At 28.3% G+C, this 18,850-nt stretch carries 21 protein-coding genes and 1 pseudogene; 5 read left to right on the forward strand and 17 right to left on the reverse strand.

All coding sequences use genetic code 11. The annotated features are described in order from the left end of the window. Positions 1-14: 14 nt before the first annotated feature. Positions 15-1,106, forward strand: a complete 1,092-nt coding sequence (locus E2O22_RS02620; RefSeq protein ID WP_133319107.1) for a DNA adenine methylase — start codon at positions 15-17, stop codon at positions 1,104-1,106. Here E2O22_RS02620 and E2O22_RS02625 read toward each other — a convergent pair. The 10 genes and pseudogenes from E2O22_RS02625 to E2O22_RS02670 form a co-directional block, all read right to left on the reverse strand. Beyond that, a complete protein-coding gene (locus tag E2O22_RS02625) occupies positions 1,103-1,969 on the reverse strand; it encodes a helix-turn-helix transcriptional regulator (protein WP_133319108.1) in 867 nt (288 codons plus the stop codon). The genes E2O22_RS02620 and E2O22_RS02625 overlap by 4 nt on opposite strands. A gap of 503 nt (positions 1,970-2,472) precedes the next feature. Further along, positions 2,473-3,183: a hypothetical protein gene (locus E2O22_RS02630; protein ID WP_133319109.1), complete on the reverse strand. Its 711-nt coding sequence runs from the start codon at positions 3,181-3,183 to the stop codon at positions 2,473-2,475. Next, positions 3,140-4,504 carry a radical SAM/SPASM domain-containing protein gene (locus E2O22_RS02635; protein ID WP_133319110.1) on the reverse strand — a complete coding sequence of 455 codons (1,365 nt, stop codon included), beginning with the start codon at positions 4,502-4,504 and terminating at the stop codon, positions 3,140-3,142. Before E2O22_RS02635 ends, E2O22_RS02630 begins: the two co-directional genes overlap by 44 nt. Positions 4,505-4,555: 51 nt before the next feature. Further along, positions 4,556-4,750 (reverse strand): hypothetical protein, encoded by a 195-nt coding sequence (locus E2O22_RS02640; RefSeq protein ID WP_133319111.1) that lies wholly within the window; start codon positions 4,748-4,750, stop codon positions 4,556-4,558. Positions 4,751-4,778: 28 nt separating this feature from the next. Then, complete coding sequence (locus tag E2O22_RS02645) at positions 4,779-5,135, reverse strand: hypothetical protein (RefSeq protein ID WP_133319112.1); 357 nt, start codon at positions 5,133-5,135, stop codon at positions 4,779-4,781. Positions 5,136-5,169: 34 nt separating this feature from the next. Next, positions 5,170-6,708: a GTPase gene (locus E2O22_RS02650; RefSeq protein ID WP_133319113.1), complete on the reverse strand. Its 1,539-nt coding sequence runs from the start codon at positions 6,706-6,708 to the stop codon at positions 5,170-5,172. Next, positions 6,705-8,348: a dynamin family protein gene (locus E2O22_RS02655; RefSeq protein WP_133319114.1), complete on the reverse strand. Its 1,644-nt coding sequence runs from the start codon at positions 8,346-8,348 to the stop codon at positions 6,705-6,707. Before E2O22_RS02655 ends, E2O22_RS02650 begins: the two co-directional genes overlap by 4 nt. Then, the gene (locus E2O22_RS02660; protein ID WP_133319115.1) at positions 8,345-8,710 is read right to left on the reverse strand and encodes a hypothetical protein; all 366 of its coding nucleotides are present in this window, start codon (positions 8,708-8,710) and stop codon (positions 8,345-8,347) included. The genes E2O22_RS02655 and E2O22_RS02660 overlap by 4 nt, the downstream gene beginning before the upstream one ends. Positions 8,711-8,719: 9 nt before the next feature. Next, positions 8,720-9,556 (reverse strand): GTPase, encoded by an 837-nt coding sequence (locus tag E2O22_RS02665; RefSeq protein ID WP_133319116.1) that lies wholly within the window; start codon positions 9,554-9,556, stop codon positions 8,720-8,722. 188 nt (positions 9,557-9,744) lie between these two features. Beyond that, positions 9,745-10,844: pseudogene (locus tag E2O22_RS02670) on the reverse strand (HP0729 family protein). A gap of 142 nt (positions 10,845-10,986) precedes the next feature. On the opposite strand from E2O22_RS02670, the gene rpmI reads away from it, so the two are divergent. The 3 genes from rpmI (at position 10,987) to E2O22_RS02685 (ending at position 12,516) form a co-directional block, all read left to right on the forward strand. Further along, positions 10,987-11,178 (forward strand): 50S ribosomal protein L35, encoded by a 192-nt coding sequence (gene rpmI / locus E2O22_RS02675; protein ID WP_039617094.1) that lies wholly within the window; start codon positions 10,987-10,989, stop codon positions 11,176-11,178. Between the two features lie 98 nt (positions 11,179-11,276). Continuing rightward, positions 11,277-11,630: a 50S ribosomal protein L20 gene (gene rplT, locus E2O22_RS02680; protein WP_039617097.1), complete on the forward strand. Its 354-nt coding sequence runs from the start codon at positions 11,277-11,279 to the stop codon at positions 11,628-11,630. Continuing rightward, entirely contained in the window at positions 11,608-12,516 is a 909-nt protein-coding gene (locus E2O22_RS02685) for a DNA ligase (protein ID WP_243705632.1), read from the forward strand. The genes rplT and E2O22_RS02685 overlap by 23 nt, the downstream gene beginning before the upstream one ends. Before the next feature lie 9 nt (positions 12,517-12,525). Here E2O22_RS02685 and E2O22_RS02690 read toward each other — a convergent pair whose 3' ends face one another. The 3 genes from E2O22_RS02690 to E2O22_RS02700 are packed head-to-tail and all read right to left on the reverse strand — an operon-like array spanning position 12,526 to position 14,910. Further along, on the reverse strand, positions 12,526-13,335 hold the full coding sequence (locus E2O22_RS02690; RefSeq protein ID WP_133319118.1) for a metal ABC transporter permease: 810 nt from the start codon (positions 13,333-13,335) through the stop codon (positions 12,526-12,528). Then, complete coding sequence (locus E2O22_RS02695) at positions 13,328-14,077, reverse strand: metal ABC transporter ATP-binding protein (protein ID WP_133319119.1); 750 nt, start codon at positions 14,075-14,077, stop codon at positions 13,328-13,330. Before E2O22_RS02695 ends, E2O22_RS02690 begins: the two co-directional genes overlap by 8 nt. After that, positions 14,074-14,910: a metal ABC transporter solute-binding protein, Zn/Mn family gene (locus E2O22_RS02700; protein ID WP_133319120.1), complete on the reverse strand. Its 837-nt coding sequence runs from the start codon at positions 14,908-14,910 to the stop codon at positions 14,074-14,076. Before E2O22_RS02700 ends, E2O22_RS02695 begins: the two co-directional genes overlap by 4 nt. Positions 14,911-14,970: 60 nt before the next feature. Here E2O22_RS02700 and E2O22_RS02705 point away from each other — a divergent pair, with 60 nt between their 5' ends. Then, positions 14,971-15,669 (forward strand): class I SAM-dependent methyltransferase, encoded by a 699-nt coding sequence (locus E2O22_RS02705; RefSeq protein WP_133319121.1) that lies wholly within the window; start codon positions 14,971-14,973, stop codon positions 15,667-15,669. A gap of 9 nt (positions 15,670-15,678) precedes the next feature. Here the strand turns inward: E2O22_RS02705 and pyrC are convergent, their stop codons facing one another. The 4 genes from pyrC to E2O22_RS02725 are packed head-to-tail and all read right to left on the reverse strand — an operon-like array spanning position 15,679 to position 18,813. After that, positions 15,679-16,671, reverse strand: coding sequence for a dihydroorotase (gene pyrC / locus E2O22_RS02710; RefSeq protein ID WP_133319122.1), 993 nt, complete (start codon positions 16,669-16,671; stop codon positions 15,679-15,681). An 8-nt stretch (positions 16,672-16,679) separates the two neighbouring features. Further along, positions 16,680-16,910, reverse strand: a complete 231-nt coding sequence (locus E2O22_RS02715; protein WP_012660796.1) for a helix-turn-helix domain-containing protein — start codon at positions 16,908-16,910, stop codon at positions 16,680-16,682. Beyond that, positions 16,895-17,266 (reverse strand): diacylglycerol kinase, encoded by a 372-nt coding sequence (locus tag E2O22_RS02720; protein ID WP_133319123.1) that lies wholly within the window; start codon positions 17,264-17,266, stop codon positions 16,895-16,897. The genes E2O22_RS02715 and E2O22_RS02720 overlap by 16 nt, the downstream gene beginning before the upstream one ends. After that, entirely contained in the window at positions 17,266-18,813 is a 1,548-nt protein-coding gene (locus E2O22_RS02725) for a phosphoethanolamine transferase (protein WP_133319124.1), read from the reverse strand. Before E2O22_RS02725 ends, E2O22_RS02720 begins: the two co-directional genes overlap by 1 nt. Between the last annotated feature and the right edge of the window lie 37 nt (positions 18,814-18,850).

The following is an 18,850-nucleotide window of genomic DNA, read 5'->3' on the forward strand; positions in this document are numbered from 1 at the left end:
TGTATTTTAAACTTATGCTAGAAGAAAATCCGCAATTTTTAAAAGAACAAATCATAACTTATCTTGGTAATAAAAGATCTTTGCTCGAGTTTTTAAATCAAGGCTTTAAATTCGCACAAAATGAGCTTAAAAAAGACAAATTTAGTTTTTGTGATGTATTTAGTGGCTCTGGGGTAGTTTCGCGTTTTGTGAAGCCTTATGCGAGTTTTATCATGGCAAATGATTTGGAAGATTATTCTAAAATCATCAATGAGTGTTATTTAAGCAATCAAAACGCGAAATTTTTACAAGAATTACAAAAACATTATGCTTTTTTAACTTCTGATTTAAAACTCAAAAAAGGCTTTATAAGCAAGCTTTATGCGCCAAATGATGATGAGTATATCCAAAAGAATGAAAGAGTTTTCTACACACTTAAAAACGCTATGTATTTAGACTCTATGCGAGAAAAAATTTCAAGCCTGCCAAAAGAAATTCAAAAATACTTCATCGCACCGCTTATCTATGAAGCAAGTGTACATGCAAATACAAGCGGGGTTTTTAAAGGCTTTTATAAAGATAAAAATGGAGTGGGAAAATTTGGAGGAAATGGAGCAAATGCGCTTAGTCGTATAAAGGGTGATATAGCTTTAAAAATGCCTATTTTTTCAAATTTTACTTGTGAGTATGAGGTTTTTCAAAAAGACGCAAATATTTTAGCTAAGGAGCTTGATAGCTTTGATGTGGCGTATTTAGACCCACCTTATAATCAACACCCTTATGGATCAAATTATTTTATGTTAAATTTAATCGCTAATTATAAAAAGCCAAATGAAATTTCAAAGGTTTCTGGCATACCAAAAGACTGGAACCGCAGTGCTTTTAACAAAGAAAAAAAAGCCGAAGATGCTTTGTTTGATTTGATAAATGATTTAAAAGCTAAGATTGTATTACTTTCTTATAATTGTGAGGGTTTTGTAAAAAAAGAAAATTTCACAAAAAGACTTCAAAGTCTTGGAGAATGTTTTGTGCTTGAGCAAAAGTATAATGCCTTTAGAGCTAGTAGAAACCTTTCTAAACGCTCTATGCATATACAAGAACAACTCTATGTATTAAAAAAACGCTAATCTTGCATGTATGTATTTAACTGCTCAAAAAGCTTTTCTTTTAAAGCAATAGGCTTGTTTATTTTAATATATGGTATCCAATATCTTATTAAATTTAAAAGCTCATCATCATAGGTATAAAATGCCTTGATGTAAATAAAATTCTCATCCTCATCTATAAATTCGTATTTAGTAAGGGCATTTTTTCTTAAGAAATATTCTTTGGCTTTTTTATCAAGCTTTAAAATAGCTTCTTTGTTTTCTTTACTAATCCAGTTGCTTTGATCTTTTTGAATTTGTTTTAAAAACTCTTCTTTTGGGGTAAAAATTTCTTTTTTTTCTACTTTTAGTTGTGTGATTTTAGAAAAAGTAAAGGTTTTTAAAGTATCGTTTTCATCCGCTAAAAGATACCATATGTGATCAATATTGATGAGTTTGTATGGATTGGCTTTTCTGCATTTTTCTTTGTAGTGAAAACTAATGGGGTATTTTGCTATGATAGCTGCACTTAGTTCCTCAAAAACTTCTCTATCAAGTGTTTCATAGCTTTTGGTTTTGACTAAAAAGGCTTTATTGATTTTTTCATTAAGCAAGTCGTTTAAAAACTCTTTATCTAAACTAGGATAAAGCCTACCTATACCGCTTAAAATAGCAAAATTTTGTATATCTTTAAAGCTTAATTTTCCTAAAACATAGCCTTCTAAAAAATACTTTCCATTTTCTTTTTTTATAGGGATAAAAGCAAGGCGTTCATGCAAGTCTCTTTGTATGGTGCGAATGCTGACATTAAATTCTTGCGCAAGCTCTTTTAAGCTAAAACGCTCTCCATTGTTTAAACACTGCAGTATAGAAACTAAACGCGTAGAAAGCTTGTCTTTTTCCATATACAACCTTTTTTTGTTTATTTTAGCAAATCTTTGATGTTTTGTTTGATTGTTTTTGGATCATTTTCGTAGGTAGTTAAAATACAATAAAATCTTTTGATATAATTTATTAAACATAAAATAGTTTTATTTGAGAATATAAAAATTAATTAATAAAAATTTATTTTTTATTTTATTAAATTCCAATAGATATAAGTATCAAAGAATAAAAACAAATTTATGGTCAGTAAATATAATGATACAATTGTATCATTATATATTAGCATTTTCTTATATTCGATCCGCATGCAATATCGCCTGTGCAAATGGTATCGCCTTGAATTTTTATTTGTGACTCTAACTGAGCAATACTTTCATCTACCTGCATTTTTTCTCCTATCCACAGTATGTCCAATTCGATCCGCATGCAATATCGCCTGTGCAAATGGTATCGCCTTGAATTTTTATTTGTGACTCTAACTGAGCAATACTTTCATCTACCTGCATTTTTTCTCCTTAAGACATCATAATATTGTAACATGTCCACTATTAGATTTTATTGAAATTTGACCATTATCAGAATCGTTTCCACTTGATTTCTTACCATTAATAGAGCCAATAAAGTCATTTTTATCTATAACTATAGATGCCTTGTGGCTTTTTATATCCCATTTTTTTACTTTATTGCTTGAAAATAACTTTAGAGTACCATTATTAGCTTTTAGATCAAGATTTTGTATATCGGATGTATTTTGAAAAATTAGCGTATTGCCTTTAATTTTGCAATTGTTAATAGCGTTAGATAGCGTAATGTTTCCGGTATTTATTTTAATCCCTAAAGTATCTACTATATCATATATAAATATCACACCATCGTTCAGTTTTATGTTTAGTTGTTTTATAGGGGTGTATATGAAACATTCTGCTTTATTTGATTGGAGTTCTAAGGTGCATTGGTTTGTAAGGTAGATTTTTGCAGAACCCTCGTAAGATGTGTTTTTTATAAGTTCTTTTGAAAAAAAGCAAAAAATATCATGTATATTTTTAAATTTTTTATGATTTCTTGGTGTTGTAATATTTAAAAAATCATCGCCATTTTCTATTATTACATCCTCTTGTATGGAGTCAAATTCTACATAATTTTCTTGACAGTTTGAACTTAGTATTTCTATATTCATATTTAGTTTAAAATTAATATTTAATGTTGTCTTGTTTAAAATAATTTTTTTTCTCATTATCTATTAACCTTTCTTTTAAAATTAGTTTTTGTTTTCGAATTTTGTCGATGATTTGGTCTCGATCTGTTGGTTGAATAGGACATGCTTTATCTTTTTTTATAAAGTTTTTTAATGCGCAAGATCTTCCCATGCATTGAAAAAAGAAAAAACATTCGCCACAGTTGGAATCAAAGTTTATATATTTTTCCCATTGTTGTATTTTATTCGCATTCAAAACTATATTATCTTTTATTTTTCCAAAATTATTATATGTTTGATCTACAGCAATTGTACATTTTAGAATATTCATATCAGGTGTTATTGTCATTGTGTTTTTTTTAGAGGCGTAACAAATGGAACCACCAATTTGACTATAAAGAGATATATCACCAAGTAAAAAACCTCTTTCGAGAGCTTCTTGCTCCCATAAATTTTGCACATTATACTTATCTTTGTAATATGCATTAAAAGTTTTATTTGTGGTTGTTCCGTTGGCATCTGAATATAGACCAATAGGGCGAAATATCAATCTAAACCTATAGTCATGTTTTAAGAAATTCAAATTTTCAAAAAATAATTTCCTGTTCAATTTTTTTGAACTTTCTTGATTAAAATTACATCTTAATATAATACTATAGTTGCTATTAAGTTTACTAATATCTTGTAAATTTTTCATTATAGTTTTATAGCTTCCGCTTCCATTACATTTGATTCGAAGTTTATCATGTGTTTCTTGAATTCCGTCTATTGTAATTTGATAATTTGTTATGTTTCTTTGTAGTAAATCTTGAAATTTATTACTTGATAGTAAATATCCATTTGTTGTCATAGAAGCATTATGTTGAATATTTTTAATTTTTTCTTGAAATATTTTAATCCATTTGTAGTTTAGCAAAGGTTCTCCACCAAAATATTCTATGTGAATGTTTTTATCAAGATGTTTATTGATTAATTGTAAAATTTTATCATTATGAAATGTGGAAAATTTTGAAGTATTTTGATGGTTTTCGTAACAATATACACATCTAAAATTACAAGCATAACCAGCTGGTAGTAAGATAAGATGTAAGCTATCATTTTCTCTTTGAAGTTGTTTCTTGAATTCTTCTTTTTGTAGTTCCAATCCATCTAAAATGATATTTTTGCTAATAAACATGTTTTTTATTAAATAATCAATATTTGTTTGCTCGAAGTGTTTTGAGAAATTTACTATGTTTGAATCAATTTTAAGAATATTTTCTTTTTCTATTGATAAACCTATATTATTCATCCAATTGTAAAAGTAGATTGTATTTCCTTCATGTAATGTGCTAACATGTTTAAAAAGTTCGTAATCCATTATACCTCCGTAATTATATCTAGTATTTTTGTCAGATTATATTATAAATTATTATTTTTTAAAAACACTTAGTATGGTGCCAAATGCCATTTCTAAGGCGTTTGCGTTTTTTCTTTGGAGAGGTTCTTTACACTTTGGACAAGAAAAAATTTCACCACTAAAAGACATAACATCAGATTTTGGAACTATTACTTTAGAATACCCGCATTTTTTACATACTTTTTTAAATGGCATAGGATATATCATTAATTTCCTTTTTTTGTTTTGTGAGCTGTTAAAAATTATCCATTTTTTGCTCTTTTGTTTCACTCGGATTTGCGTTTTCAAAAATCTCTTTTATACTAGCACATGTTTGCTCGTATTTTTCTTTGAGTTCAGGGTTGTTTTCTATGGCTTCTTTTCCGCCAAATAAATCTGAAACAACCAAAGGCTCGTTGAAAAATTTATCATCCACCGCATCAACTACATTATAAACTTTTTCAGCAGCTTGCCCAAGAATTTCACATGCTATGTCTTTTGGATCATCAGTCCAGTATGCATTTTCTTCTTTGGTTTTGTCATACCATTTTTTTAATCCATATCCAGTTGCAGCTAAAGCAACTCCACCTAAAATAAAACCTAATTTTCCCATAAATAATTCCTTTTGTTTTGATTTACAAAAGGAATTATATTTTAGCTTTATGACAGGTTGTGTCGTTTTTTAAAATTAAGCAGTTGGGTAACTCTTGATTTAATTCCCCAATGCGATTTTTCATATCTAGCAACTTAGCGTTAAGCTCCTCTGCGTTTAATTTTTCAGATAATTTACTATTGATAATCGGATTATAAATATCATTAACTTGTTCAGTTATTGCTTTTGTAAAATTATCTTTAATATGAAGAATTATATTTTTTATTTCATTGATAATATGCATTTGTTTTGCTTTATTTTTTTCATTTTGAGATTCTGTTTCATTGTCTGAAAAAACAGTTGATAGTATAGTATTTAAAACTGCAACACATTTTAGAGCTAATTTTGCATAAGGATGTGGAATCGCTATAAGTGCAAGCTCCAATCCACTTAACCATTTTTTTGCATCATTTTTTAAGAAATCTGTTATACTAGCATCTTCATTAGAGTTAGAGGTATTAAATTTAATTTCACCGCATTTACTTAATTTATCAAAAGTATAGTTGATATTTTCAATATTTTTTTTGAGATTTTCAACTTTTTCTTTCATGGTATTTTCTAATTTTTGTTTTATTTCATCTACGCTTTGTTTTATCACATCTTCAAGCAAAGATATATTGCCTTCGCTTTTATCATATAACTCATTTTCTAATTTAGAGCATTTTTCATTGACAATGCCTAGTAATTCATGTTTTACTACTTCTTTTTCGCGTTGAGTGTTGCTGATGAAATTTTCTATAATTTCTATAGATTTATCATCTAACTTTTTATCTATAGATATATTAACATTATCTATAAAATCATTAATATTTTTATTACATAATTGTATTATTTCTTTTTCGCCACTGCTATAGAATAAATCTTTGATTTTGTTTTCAAGTTCATAAAATCCACTATTTTCATATAAAAGATTTTTATTTTCAGATTTACCTTTATAAGCACTTAATGCATTAACCGAATAAACGGATATTTTTTCTTTAGCATCTTCTTTATCAAAACCAGATTTTTCAAGATTTAAGTAAATTACTTCGCGTTGCTTAATATCATCTTCATCGCTTACATTTTGTTTTTTATTTAAGATAATAATGGCTGATTTATTATCATCTATAATTTTTTTTATTTTTTCATATAAAAAGGTTTGCTCAACATTTTCATTGCTCATTACGAACAAAATCAATTCACACTGCTTATAATAATCATCTGCTATTTTTTGATCTTCTTCGGGTGCATTTACTCCTGGAGTATCAAAAATTTCAAAATCATTATATTTGTAAGATTGTACTTGTTTTGTTTCAGGAGCATCACCTGTTTTTGCTACTTCTTTACCTACTAAGGCATTTATCAAGGTGCTTTTTCCAGAATTATATACCCCATAAACCATCATTTTTGGTTTAAAATTTTCTATTTTATCTTGCAAAGTATTTTTAAGATGAGTTATTTTTTCTTGATCGCAAATTTGATGATCAACCAGCTCTGATTCTACATTTTGCAAAATGGCAATTTTGTTTTTGTATTGTTCAATTATATTTTTCATTTATTTTCCTTTAGTTTTAATAATTTGTTTTCTAGGCTTATAATGTTTATTTTTAATCCTTCTGCTATTTTTTCACAAGGAACTAAAACATCATTATAAAATGTTTTAATACTCTCATTTGCTACCTCCTCATAGTGTTTTTTTAGCAATTGGATATTTTTTTCTATCAGTTCAGACCTATTGTCACCTGCTTTGATTTTTTTATTTGTTATTTCTTCTTTGTAGAAATAGTCAAAACTGATGGTATTTATAAATTTTTCAAAAAAGCCTCTCGGTATGGTATATTTGTATGTTTTATATTTTGTTTCTATTTTTGAATCTAAAGCAGGAGCTATGATGTTAAATCGCATAACAAAATCATTTACTAGTTTATTAACTTCAGAGCATATTTGGTTATTTACTTTTTCTGCTATAGTTTTTGCTGTGTTTTTAAATTTTTCCTCTGCATTAAATTCATTAATTTCATTTACTATAATGTTTAATTCTTCGTGCAATAATAAAGAAATTTCATTATTCAAGTTAGATTGTATAGCTTGTCCTTCTCTCTTTTTTTCTTCGATTAGATTCTTTAAAGCTTGATAGTCATCTTTGGCGTTTGATTTTTCTAAAATAGAATTAATTAAAGAATTTAATCTTTTTTGTGGCACTTCTTCTTTGAGCTTTTGAGCTTTTTTTGTTAGCACTAAAGACATAGAATTGTAAAATTCTTCTATATTACTGTTTTTAAATAATTCTATATTGTTTGTTTTAATCCCTTCTTGTGCTGTAAAAACTGAAATTGACATAATTTTTTCATTGTGTTCTAAATTTGGGATTTTTTCTTTGGTTGTATTTAAAACATATTCTTCTTGTTTTTTTCTATCTTCTTCTTTTTTATTTTCTAATATAGCAACTATTTTTCCATCTACTTCATCTTGTATTGTTTTGTCTGATTTTGTGATGATTAATCTTAAAGCAGAGCCTTTACCAGAATTTACTAATTCATTGATTTGTTCTATTTCATCATTTTGTAAAGGTGCATCAGAGCTAGTTGGAAAGATGATATAATCAGCAGCTTCGATATATTGTTTAGCTAAATTTCCATTTTCTTCCGTTGTAGATAATAATCCTGGAGTGTCTACCCATGCTATACCACCATTTTCATCTTTTCCGCCTAGTTTGAATAATTGTATAGAACTAGTGCATTCTGTAATATCTGTTTTAAATTCTTGAATTTCTTCTAGTTTTTCACTTTCTCTTTCTTTTCCGGTTTTATCGTAGACTTTAAAATAAGGTTTTTGACTTTCTAAGCAATTGCTAGCTACAAAATTTCCTAAAGTACTTTTACCGGCCTTTACTTTTCCATAAATAATAACAATGAAATTATTTTCTAATTCATCTCTAAATTTGTCTTCATTAGAAAGTTTTAAAATTTCATTTTCCCAGTTGGATATAGCTAGGTGTATTGAATCTAACTTTTGCTTTAAAAATTCACCAATTTCTTGATTTTTAGTTTCAAGTTGAGCTATATTGATTTTTACACAATTTTCTTTAAATTCTTTTACATAATTTTCTACTTGCTCTCTTTTTTTAAGTAAATTAGTTCCTATTATGCTTAATTTTTCTAAGTCATGATAGAATTGATTTAGTTGTTCTTTCATGAAATTTCCTCTATTTTTGTTTTTAGCTGATTTTGAATTTCTTTTAATTTCTCAATGTCGTTTTCGAGCGAGTATATTTGCTCATCAATATCATCAAGCTCTTGACTTTTTGCAAATACAATAAAGGGTTTTGTGGAATTTTTACAAGCGTCTGTATAACTAGAGGTTACTAGCTCTATTTTTTTAGATTTAAAATCTTCTTTGTATGCATTAAGCAGATCGTTATATTGTATTTCAGAATAAGATTGTTCTTTTTCTTCAAAATTATAATCATCATTATCTTTTTCTGTAACACTATCATATATTTTTTTACCAACAAAAGCAGATGCTACTGCGGCTCCTATCCAAAATAATGGCAACATGATATTTCCTTAATTTAAAATTTTTGCTAAGTTTTTATTAGCTTTTTTGATTTCATTGTCAATCTTTGTTTTAAGTTGTTTTCTTTTTGTAGTTTTTTCTTTTAGCTCTTTATTTTTTTGAGAAATTAATTCATTTATTTTTGAAAAAATTTCATGATTTAGTAGTTTATTTTTTCTATTTTCATCTGCTTTTAAATTAGATTTTAAATCATTAAGCGTTTGATTTAATAATTCTATATTGCTATTTTCTATAAGAAGTTTTTTGTTTTCATTATAACCTTTAATATAGCTTTCAGATGAAATAGGAATTATTTTTATTTTATCAATGGTTTTTTGGTCGATAAAATTTAATAATTGATTTTCCATGCTTTCTTTGACTTGTTTAATCTTATCTCTATCTACTCCATCAGATTTTGACAAAATAATGATTAAATTTTTAACAAAATTATCATCATTATTTTCAACTAATTTTTTCAAATACTCAAATTCTTGTTTGTGTAATTCCCCCGTTAAAACACTATGTACAAAAAGATATATGTCAGATTGCAAAAATCCTTTAGAAGCATTCGCATCATCGTTTTCATCAATATTTAATCCAGGTGTATCGATAAAAATTACATCTTCATATTCTAAAGATTTAATTTCTTTTGTTTTAACTATATCAGCCACTGAAAAATTATTTTTATCAAAAGAATTTGTTAAAGCATTAAGCAATGAACTTTTTCCGCTATTATATAAACCTATGACGCAAATAGTTGGTTTTTTACTAATAGTTTCTAATATGGTTAAGAAACTTTCATATTCATTTCTTATATCAAATTTATTTAATATGTCATCACTTGACATTTTTCTCCTTTTATAAAATTAAAATTATACATTCCCCCCCCCCATTGTCAAGATATTTAACTTTGTTAACAAAATTATATTTTAGCTTTACGACAGGTTGTGTCACATAAGAGTTAAATTTCAAAATATAAAAGATATGTTGATAATATTTTATTAGTTTATTGGTGTAGCAAACAAGTATTGTGATGTTACAATACTTGCTTATCATCTAGTCTTTGCTTTTGTATTAAAATTCCTTTTAAAATGCTAAAAGTATCCATGCCTAAGATGAGATTTCTTAACTTTTTAGTTTGCTCTAGTGAGGAGGTTTTTTCATGTACGGCTGTATTTCTTATGTCTTGCAAGGTATTCATGTGTTTGCAAAGCTCATAAATGATAAAATTTTTACATTTTATTTCAAGTAAGTCTTGAATTTGTTTATTGATAAGTAAAACTTCATTGTGCCTATATTTGGTTTATGTTTAAAAAAATCATTTAATGTATAAGCATTTTGTTGTACGCTATAGCTTATGTTTTTTATGCTTTCATCTTTTTGGCAAAGTTGCAAAAATACTTTTTTACAAAAATCATAAATTTCATATTCTAAGGTTTTAGAGTATTTAACGATGATAGAGGTAAAATCATACAAAGGATCTTGCTTGTTTTTATCAAATTCCATTTCAGCACATATTATATTGCTAATGCTATCAGGGTGTAAAAGGTGAAAAAGTTTATTTCCAAAGATGTATTTTTTATAAATATCTTGAATTTGTAAATACTCTTGACTTTTATAAACATTTAAATAATATTTGGTTTCATCTAAAAAATAATCAATCTCGTTTTTTTGCTTGATGATTAAAGGATATACATAAGAATTTCCATAAATAGCATAAGAGTTGTTTTTATAATTTGGCGTGGTAAAATTTGATAGATAGTGATTTTTAACGGTTGTAAAATCTTCACGAACTAATTCTCTTAAATCTTCTATGATGAAATATTGCTCGATGTTAAAATTCTTTTCTTTATAATAACTTGGCAATAAACTCTCATCATCTAAACTTTTACTTACCTTTGTGACCTTTGCTACAAATAAATTCGCATAATCACTTAAAAAAAGTTGCAAAGGACTATCTTTACTAGTGCTAATATAAATTTCATCTAAGTCTTTTTCAAAAGAATTGTTTTGATCGTTGATTTTTGATTTTACTTTGGCAAAAGCAACTTGACCTTTATCAAGCAGAATTTGTAAATGCTCTTTGATGACATTATCTTGATAGTAAGGATTATAAAGGATTAAAAGATTGTTCATAGTTTTCCTTGAAAATGTTTGATTTTGATATTTTACTTAATTTTTAAAAAAATTTCTTAAGAAATGAATTTAATTTTTCTAAAGCATAGTTATAGTAAAATGATAGCTTTCTTTTATGAAAAAATTTATCCAAAGGATACACATGCCAAAAATGAAAAGCGTTAAAAGCGCTGTTAAACGCTTCAAAGTAGGTAAAAATAAAATCAAAAGAGGTGCTGCTTATAGAAGCCACATTTTGACTAAAAAACCTGCTAAAAGAATGCGTGATCTCCGCACTTCTAAGTATGTTCACTCAACCAATGTTAAAGCGGTTGAAAAAATGTTAGGAATTTAAGCCCGCTTAAATTTAGTTTTTGACGAAAGTCATTCAAACTCCCCTTGTTTTAAAGGGCAAGATTCGTTTAACGAACGCCAATTTGTGAAAGGATAAATATGGCAAGAGTAAAAACAGGTGTTGTAAGACGCCGCAGACATAAAAAAGTTTTAAAACTTGCGCGTGGTTTTTATAGTGGTCGCCGCAAACACTTTAGAAAAGCTAAAGAACAATTAGAAAGAAGTTTGGTTTATGCGTATCGTGATAGACGCCGCAAAAAACGCGATTTTCGTCGTCTTTGGATAGTGCGTATCAATGCAGCTTGCAGACTAAATGATATTAGTTATTCAAGATTTATAAATGGTCTTAAAAAAGCAGGCATTGAGCTTGATAGAAAAATCTTAGCTGATTTAGCAATGAATGATGCAGCTGCTTTTGCAAAAATTGCAGATGCTGCTAAAAAAGCACTTTAATCTTATTGCAAGGCTATTTATAAGCCTTGTTTTTCTCTTTGCTTTCTTCTTAAATTCTCTTTTTGCTAAAGATATTTTGCTTTTTAAAGTTTATGATGAAAAAGCATTTAAAGATGTAGATTTAAGTCATTATCTCATGAGCGAAAAACTCGATGGCGTAAGAGGTCTTTGGAATGGTAAGTCTATGCAAACAAGAGCAGGAAATACTATAAAACTTCCTTCATTTTTCACAAAAAATTTTCCTAAATTTGAATTAGATGGAGAACTTTGGATAAAAAGAGCTTCTTTTGAAGAAATTTCATCTTTAATACGCCAAGAAAATCCTGATGAAAAACTTTGGCAAAAAGTAAGTTATAATGTCTTTGATGTGCCAAATGCTTGTGAGGAATTTAAGCTTGATCCTTGTACCTTAGAAGCAAGATTAGAAGTTTTGAAAAAGTGTTTGGCTAAAAATCCAAATGATTTTATAAAAATTATTCCACAAGTTTCCATTAAAGATAAAAATCATTTAGAACAATTTTATCAAGATATCATTTTGCATAAGGGCGAGGGTATAATCATAAGATTAAACAATGCACCTTATGAAAAGAAAAGATCAAATAATGCTTTTAAACTAAAACCTTTTGATGATACAGAATGTGTTGTAAAAAAGCATTTTGAAGGTAAGGGAAAATTTGAAGGTAAAATGGGATCTTTACTTTGTGAAGCAGTGATTGAGGGTAAAAAAGTGAGTTTTAAAATAGGTTCAGGTTTTAAAGAAAGCGATCGCTTAAATCCTCCGCCAATTGGTGCTATAATTACTTTTAAATACAATGGTTTAACCAAAAATGGCAAACCAAAATTTGCTAGTTTTTTAAGAGTGCATGAAAATAGTGTTTTAAAGTAAAAGTAAATTTCAACTTTTCTTTAAAAAAGCACTAAAACAAAGATAAAGCACAAAAGCTATACAAGCGCTAGCTATGATACAAGCTCCACTTGCAAGGTTATAATAAAAACTCACAAAAAGCCCTATTACGCAAAAACTTATGCTCAAAAGCGTAGAGATGATCATCATTTGACCAAGCTTTTTAGAAAAGCTCTCAGCGATAAATGCAGGTATGCTAAGTAAAGCTATCACAAGTATAAGTCCTACTACTTTGATACTTATAACAATACAAAAAGCCATCATCGCGATTAAAAGATAGTGAAAAAGATTAGTTTTAACCCCTCTTAAGCTTGCAAATTCTTTATCAAAGCTTAGAATTTCAAATTGACGATAAAAAAGCAACACTAAAATGATAAAAATCACATCAATCACTGCAAATAAAACTATATCTTGTGTAGGTACAGACAAAATACTACCAAATAAATACCCCATTAAATCACTATTATAACCAGGAGTTAAGTCTATGAGTATGATACCAACAGCCATTCCAAAAGCCCATATAACCCCGACTATATTGTCACTTCTAAAAGGATATTTTTGTACTAAAAATGCTACAAGTAAAGCCAAAAAAAGAGTAAATAAACTCGTACTAACTAATACCGGCAAGCCAAAATAAAATGCTATGCCTATACCCCCAAAAGCCCCATGCGTAATGCCTCCTGCCATAGAGCTTAAGCGGTTGATCATGATCAAAGTCCCCATAATTCCACAAGCAATGCTAGTTAAAAATGCAGCTAAAAAAGCATTTTGTATAAAAGAGCTAGATAAAAGCTCAAGCATGATTTTCTCCTTTGCAACAACACCGCTCCAAGCTAAGCTCCACATCACAAAAATGCGTGTGATTTTGGCTTAAATGTGCTAGTAAATGTGCCTTTTTTTCAGGCGTATTTTCATGCAAGAATAACTCTTTGTTTAAATACGCGATTTTATTTGCATAAGCTAAGCTTACATTTAAATCATGGCATATTACTATCACACCAACCCCACTTTCGTGTAATTTTTTCAAAAGCTCAAAAATCTGTACCGAGCCTTTAGTATCTATGCTTGCAGTAGGCTCATCAAGGATTAAAAGCTTGCATTCACTTGCTAGGGCTCTTGCTATATAAACTCTTTGTCTTTGGCCTCCGCTTAATTCGTTGATTTTTTTATCCCAAAAATTTCTCATACCTACTTTTTCTAAGGCTAGTAAGGCTTGTTCTTGATCTTTTTTGGTATAAAAACCAAAGAATTTTTTATCCACCCTTCCCATCATCACCACTTCTAGCACGCGTACTGGAAAGTTTGGATTAGCTAAAGTATTTTGTGGGACATAACCTATATCCTTTAAACTTAAGTTTTCAAAGTTTATATTTTTATGACTATTTATCAAGCCTAGTATGAGTTTTAAAAGTGTAGATTTGCCTCCACCATTTGGTCCTACTATGGCTAAAAAGTCTTTACTTTCATAGTTTAGGTTAATATTTTTTAAAACCTCATCTTGGTTATATGAAAAGTTTAAATTTTTAATATTGATTTTTATCATTGTAAAACACTTGCTATATTTTTTGCATCTTTTAAAAGCTCATTTTTATAATCATTTGGCAAATGATCAAGTTCTATGATTTTAAGATTATAATTACTCGCTATAGCTTTAATGGTGTTGTTATCAGCTCCTTTTGGCACGAAAATAGCTTTGATTTGCTCTTTTTGTATGAGTTTTGCAAGTTTGGCTAAGTCTTTTGGCTTAGGTTCTTTCCCTTCTATTTCTACAGGAATTTGGCTTAGATGATATCTTTTTGCAAAATACCCCCAAGATGGATGATAAACTAAAAAATGCTTATTGTTTGTGTTTTTAAATAAAGCTTGTATTTGTAAATTTAATGTATCCATTTCTTTTAAGAAATTTTCTAAATTTTGTTCATAAAATGCTTTATTTTGTGGGTATTGTTCTATAAGTGCTAAGGTGATATTTTTAGCATGGGTTTTTGCTAAAAGTGGGTCAAGCCATGTGTGAGGGTCATCTCCATGATGATGATGTCCTTCGTGTGCATGCTCTTGCAAAGGTATAAAATCAATGCTATTTTGAGTAGAGATGATTTTGGTATTTTTGAGATTATCTTTAAGTTTTAAAATCCAAATTTTTTCAAATTCTAAATTTGCAGTAAAGTAAATATCACTTTTTTCAAGCTTTAAAATACCACTTGGCTTAAATTCGAAAGTATGCTCATTTGCATTAGGCGGTATGACTATATTGATGTCCAAAGTGTCTTTAGCAATTTGCTTTACAAAATAAGCTTGTGGGGCTATACTAACACTTACCAAATCTTTGGCATATATACTTAAAAATGAAATCAAACACAAAAACAATACTCGCATAATTTTCCTTTCTAAAAACAAAAAAATATTATACTATATTAGAAAAAATAAGGAGTGAAGATGAATTTATGGAATAAAAAAGCAAAAAGCTATGCAAGATATAGTTCTAACTTAAACGAAATTCAAAAAGCCACTTTTGCAAAACTTGGATCTTTACAAGGCAAAATAGTGGTGGATATAGGCTGTGGGAGCGGTGTTTGGACTTTGCATTTAGCACAAAAAGCAAAAAGTGTTTTAGGTATAGACAGCTCTAGTGCTATGCTTGAAATTTTACAAGAAGATGCAAAAACTCATGCTATATCAAATATAAAAACTTTAAATTTAGACTTTGAAAATTTTTATAAAAACAATAACACAAATTTTGGTTTAGCCTTTTTGAGTATGTCTCCTGCTTTGCAAAATGAAAAAGACTATAAAGCTTTTTTAAACTTAGCTTCTAAAAAAGTGTATTTAGGCTGGGCGAGTAGGCGCAAAAGTAGCTTTTTAGATCCTATATTTGAGCATTTTAGCACGCATTTTAAAGGTTTTTATGAAGAGGATTTGCAAAGTTTTTTAAATGTACAAAGTATCCCTTATGAGTATGAAATTTTTAATGAAACTAGAGTAGTAAAAAGAGATAAGGATAGTGCGATAGAAAATGCCTTATGGCATTTGAGTATGAATGGCATTAATGCAAACAAACAAGAGTTAGAAAGCTTTGTAAAAGATGAGGTAGAAGAGATTATAGAAGCTAAGATAAAACTTTTGATTATTGATTAAATTTCAAGGCTAAATAACCTTGAAATTTAAAGTTTTTCCCACCATAAATGGCACTACATCGCCGTATTTTTGCGCTACTTGCCATTCTTGTTTTTCTAAAGTGATGATTTTATCTTTTTCAAATTTAAGATTATGGATTTTACAAGCATTATCTGAAATAAATTTTTGTAAATTTGTTTCATTTGAGTATTTTTCAAAAAGTTCAGCCAACACAGGTAAAATCACAGGCGCACTAAATACGCCAGCTGCACACCCACAACATTCTTTAGTGTGTAATGGATGAGGTGCGCTATCACTTCCCAACATAGCCTTTTCATAGCCGCTAAAAGCAAGCTCACATAAAGCGTCTTTGTCTTCATAGCGTTTTGCAATAGGTTTGCAAAATAAATGTGGATCCATCTTACCACCCACTACATCATCAAGCGTTATCATTAAATGATGTAAAGTGATAGTTGCGTATAAATTTTCATAATCTTTTAATAAATCACACAAAACTTTAGTGGTGATATGCTCCATTACGATTTTTAATTTTGGAAAGTTTTTAGCTAATTTTTCATAAATTTTAGCAAAATTTGCTTCTCTATCCATTACAAAATCATTTGTTTCTCCATGTACAAGTAAAGGCAGTCCAAGCTCACTCATAGCATTTAGTGTAGGTTTTAACTTTTCTATATCAAAGCTTGAAATTCCATTATCTGAGTTGGTAGTGATACCTGCAGGATAAAGCTTGATAGCAAAAAGCTCATCTTTGGCTTTTTCTAAAAATTGCTCATCATAGTCTTTAAAAAATAAAGTCATCAAAGGCGTAAAATCTTCATTTTTACATGCTTTTAAAATGCGTTCTTTATAAGCTTTTAATGCGTTTATTTCAGTAAGCGGAGTGATTAAATTTGGCATGATAACTCCCGCTTTAAAGTCTTTTGCGCTAAATGGAGCTACAAGTTCAAGCATGCTTTCATCGCGTAAATGTAAATGCATATCCAAAGGGTTTTTAAGCGTCATTTTATCTCCTATTTGAGTTTATATAAGCCGTTTTTGAGCTTTTCAAGCAAAGCTTTTTCTTCTAAAAATTTAAAAGTAGAAATGATGGTTGGTTTGCTGATGTTTAACTTTTTAGAAAGTTCTTCGATATTTGCAAAGACAAAGCCATCTTCATTAGCATGAAGGGCTAAAAATTCTAAAATTTCAAAGCGTTTTTTACCAAAGATTTTTATGCATAGTGTTTTTACTTTATCATCCATTCTCTAGCCATATTAAAAAGAATAAAACTCCAAGTAATTATAGCCAAAACAACGCTAAAAAACACCCCAGCGCTCGCACAATCTTTTGCTTTTTTAGCTAAGATGTGAAATTCGCTCGTACAAAGATCCACGCAAGCTTCTATGGCAGAATTTAATGCCTCTATAATTAAAATCAAAACTAATACTAAAATAAGCACAAAATGTTCTAAAAAACTCACAGGTAAAAATAAGCTTACAAAAATCAAAGGTAAGATAATGGCAAATTCTATTCTAAAAGCCATTTCATCTTTAAGCAAGAATTTAATGCCACTAAAGGCATAACTTGCATTTTTAAATAAAGAATACTTTGGCTTCATTAAGGATTTTCCTTTAAATTTTTACTATATAAGTCATAGTTTTCTTCATATTCTTTAGTTTGGACATTAAAATATCCTAATAAACTTGAAAAAATATTATCTTGAGATAATTTATAATCTTTCTTTTTTTGTAATTCTTGGATTAAATTATTATCTTTGCTCCAAAGAATCATAGGAACATGAGTTTGTTCTTTTGGTGCTATAAAATAGGGCATTCCATGAAGGTAAATTCCATTTTCTCCCAAACTTTCTCCATGGTCTGATACATATAACAATGAAGTATTTTGTGAAGGACTTTGCTTTAGTAAGTCAATAAGACTTTTGATGATAAAATCTGTATAAAGTAAAGTATTGTCATAGGTATTAGTTAATTCTTCTTGCGAGCATTGTTGTAATTCATTTGTATCGCAAGTTGGCGTAAATTTTTTAAACTCATTTGGATAGCGCTTAAAATAAGCTGGTCCATGAGAACCTTGCAAATGAACGACTATGATTTTACTTGAAGATGGATTTTGTAATTGTTCTTTTACAAGCTCAAGTAAGCTCTCATCATAATCTTTTGAAATCAATTTATGTGCTATACGATCGCAGTTTCCTTTGCAACCTCCAGAATTATTTCCAAGCCAAACACTTTGAACTCCAACTCTTTGTAAAATATCTAAAGCATTTTCTTCATAAAGACTATTGTCAAAAGTAGCTCTTTTGTGTCTTGAAAATATACAAGGTAAACTTCTAGCAGTTGCTGTCCCACAAGAGCTTACATTGTCAAAATATATTAAATTAGGTTCGTTTTTGGTATAAAAATTAGTATCATTTTTGGTATAACCACCCAAAGAATAGTTATTTGCTCTAGCGGTTTCCCCTATGACTAAAATCATAGTTTTGTTTAAGTCTTTTTCCATTTTCGCATCTAAAGCTATCTTTTGAAGTTCTTTTTCTAGAATAACTTCTAATTTTATATATTTAATTGCTGAATAAATTTGATAAAAAGGAGTGTTATAAACTCTTACTTCATTATAAGTTCTTAAAAATGGTACAATACTTTTTGAAAAAATTCCAAGCAATCCAAAAGCAACAAATAAAGCAACAAATAAAGTGCCAAATTTGATGATTAAATGTTTTTTGATATTGTGATATTCTATTTTAATTTTTATAACTAAAAATGCTGGAATCACAAAAGTAAAAAATATATAAACAAAAATATTAAAATTAATCAGATCGCGTACTTCTTTTTGATCAGTTTGCATAGCATTTCTAATCATATCATGATCTATAATAACACCATAATTGATCATAAAATAACTACTAATTGAACTCACACCTATTAAAAAAATCATTAAAATCTTGCTAAGATAAGGCAAAAATAATAAAGCGAAAATTCCAACTAATAGTGCAAAATATATAATTATATATAAAATAATGGAAATATCATTATTATGAGGATGTAAATTTTCGTGAATATAAGAAAACAATTTCAGATTGATACTAGTTATATAAAAAGCACTCAAAATAATAAATTTAAGCCACGATATATTAAAAAATTTCATGAAATCCTTTCAAAATTAAAGATTTAATTATAAATAA

The sequence above is a fragment of the Campylobacter lari genome, assembly GCF_004357905.1.
Taxonomy (GTDB): Bacteria; Campylobacterota; Campylobacteria; order Campylobacterales; family Campylobacteraceae; genus Campylobacter_D; species Campylobacter_D lari_D.

What these genes read in the sequence shown, in the direction of transcription:
- E2O22_RS02625 (WP_133319108.1), bottom strand. Translation starts at nt 1,969, where the DNA reads ATGGAAAAAGACAAGCTTTCTACGCGTTTAGTTTCTATACTGCAGTGT.
- E2O22_RS02630 (WP_133319109.1), bottom strand. Translation starts at nt 3,183, where the DNA reads ATGAGAAAAAAAATTATTTTAAACAAGACAACATTAAATATTAATTTT.
- E2O22_RS02650 (WP_133319113.1), bottom strand. Translation starts at nt 6,708, where the DNA reads ATGAAAAATATAATTGAACAATACAAAAACAAAATTGCCATTTTGCAA.
- E2O22_RS02690 (WP_133319118.1), bottom strand. Translation starts at nt 13,335, where the DNA reads ATGCTTGAGCTTTTATCTAGCTCTTTTATACAAAATGCTTTTTTAGCT.
- E2O22_RS02640 (WP_133319111.1), bottom strand. Translation starts at nt 4,750, where the DNA reads ATGATATATCCTATGCCATTTAAAAAAGTATGTAAAAAATGCGGGTAT.
- E2O22_RS02720 (WP_133319123.1), bottom strand. Translation starts at nt 17,266, where the DNA reads ATGAAGCCAAAGTATTCTTTATTTAAAAATGCAAGTTATGCCTTTAGT.
- E2O22_RS02685 (WP_243705632.1), top strand. Translation starts at nt 11,608, where the DNA reads ATGCTGCTAAAAAAGCACTTTAATCTTATTGCAAGGCTATTTATAAGC.
- E2O22_RS02725 (WP_133319124.1), bottom strand. Translation starts at nt 18,813, where the DNA reads ATGAAATTTTTTAATATATCGTGGCTTAAATTTATTATTTTGAGTGCT.
- E2O22_RS02635 (WP_133319110.1), bottom strand. Translation starts at nt 4,504, where the DNA reads ATGGATTACGAACTTTTTAAACATGTTAGCACATTACATGAAGGAAAT.
- E2O22_RS02620 (WP_133319107.1), top strand. Translation starts at nt 15, where the DNA reads ATGCTAGAAGAAAATCCGCAATTTTTAAAAGAACAAATCATAACTTAT.
- E2O22_RS02695 (WP_133319119.1), bottom strand. Translation starts at nt 14,077, where the DNA reads ATGATAAAAATCAATATTAAAAATTTAAACTTTTCATATAACCAAGAT.
- E2O22_RS02700 (WP_133319120.1), bottom strand. Translation starts at nt 14,910, where the DNA reads ATGCGAGTATTGTTTTTGTGTTTGATTTCATTTTTAAGTATATATGCC.
- E2O22_RS02655 (WP_133319114.1), bottom strand. Translation starts at nt 8,348, where the DNA reads ATGAAAGAACAACTAAATCAATTCTATCATGACTTAGAAAAATTAAGC.
- E2O22_RS02665 (WP_133319116.1), bottom strand. Translation starts at nt 9,556, where the DNA reads ATGTCAAGTGATGACATATTAAATAAATTTGATATAAGAAATGAATAT.
- pyrC (WP_133319122.1), bottom strand. Translation starts at nt 16,671, where the DNA reads ATGACGCTTAAAAACCCTTTGGATATGCATTTACATTTACGCGATGAA.
- rplT (WP_039617097.1), top strand. Translation starts at nt 11,277, where the DNA reads ATGGCAAGAGTAAAAACAGGTGTTGTAAGACGCCGCAGACATAAAAAA.
- E2O22_RS02715 (WP_012660796.1), bottom strand. Translation starts at nt 16,910, where the DNA reads ATGGATGATAAAGTAAAAACACTATGCATAAAAATCTTTGGTAAAAAA.
- rpmI (WP_039617094.1), top strand. Translation starts at nt 10,987, where the DNA reads ATGCCAAAAATGAAAAGCGTTAAAAGCGCTGTTAAACGCTTCAAAGTA.
- E2O22_RS02705 (WP_133319121.1), top strand. Translation starts at nt 14,971, where the DNA reads ATGAATTTATGGAATAAAAAAGCAAAAAGCTATGCAAGATATAGTTCT.
- E2O22_RS02660 (WP_133319115.1), bottom strand. Translation starts at nt 8,710, where the DNA reads ATGTTGCCATTATTTTGGATAGGAGCCGCAGTAGCATCTGCTTTTGTT.
- E2O22_RS02645 (WP_133319112.1), bottom strand. Translation starts at nt 5,135, where the DNA reads ATGGGAAAATTAGGTTTTATTTTAGGTGGAGTTGCTTTAGCTGCAACT.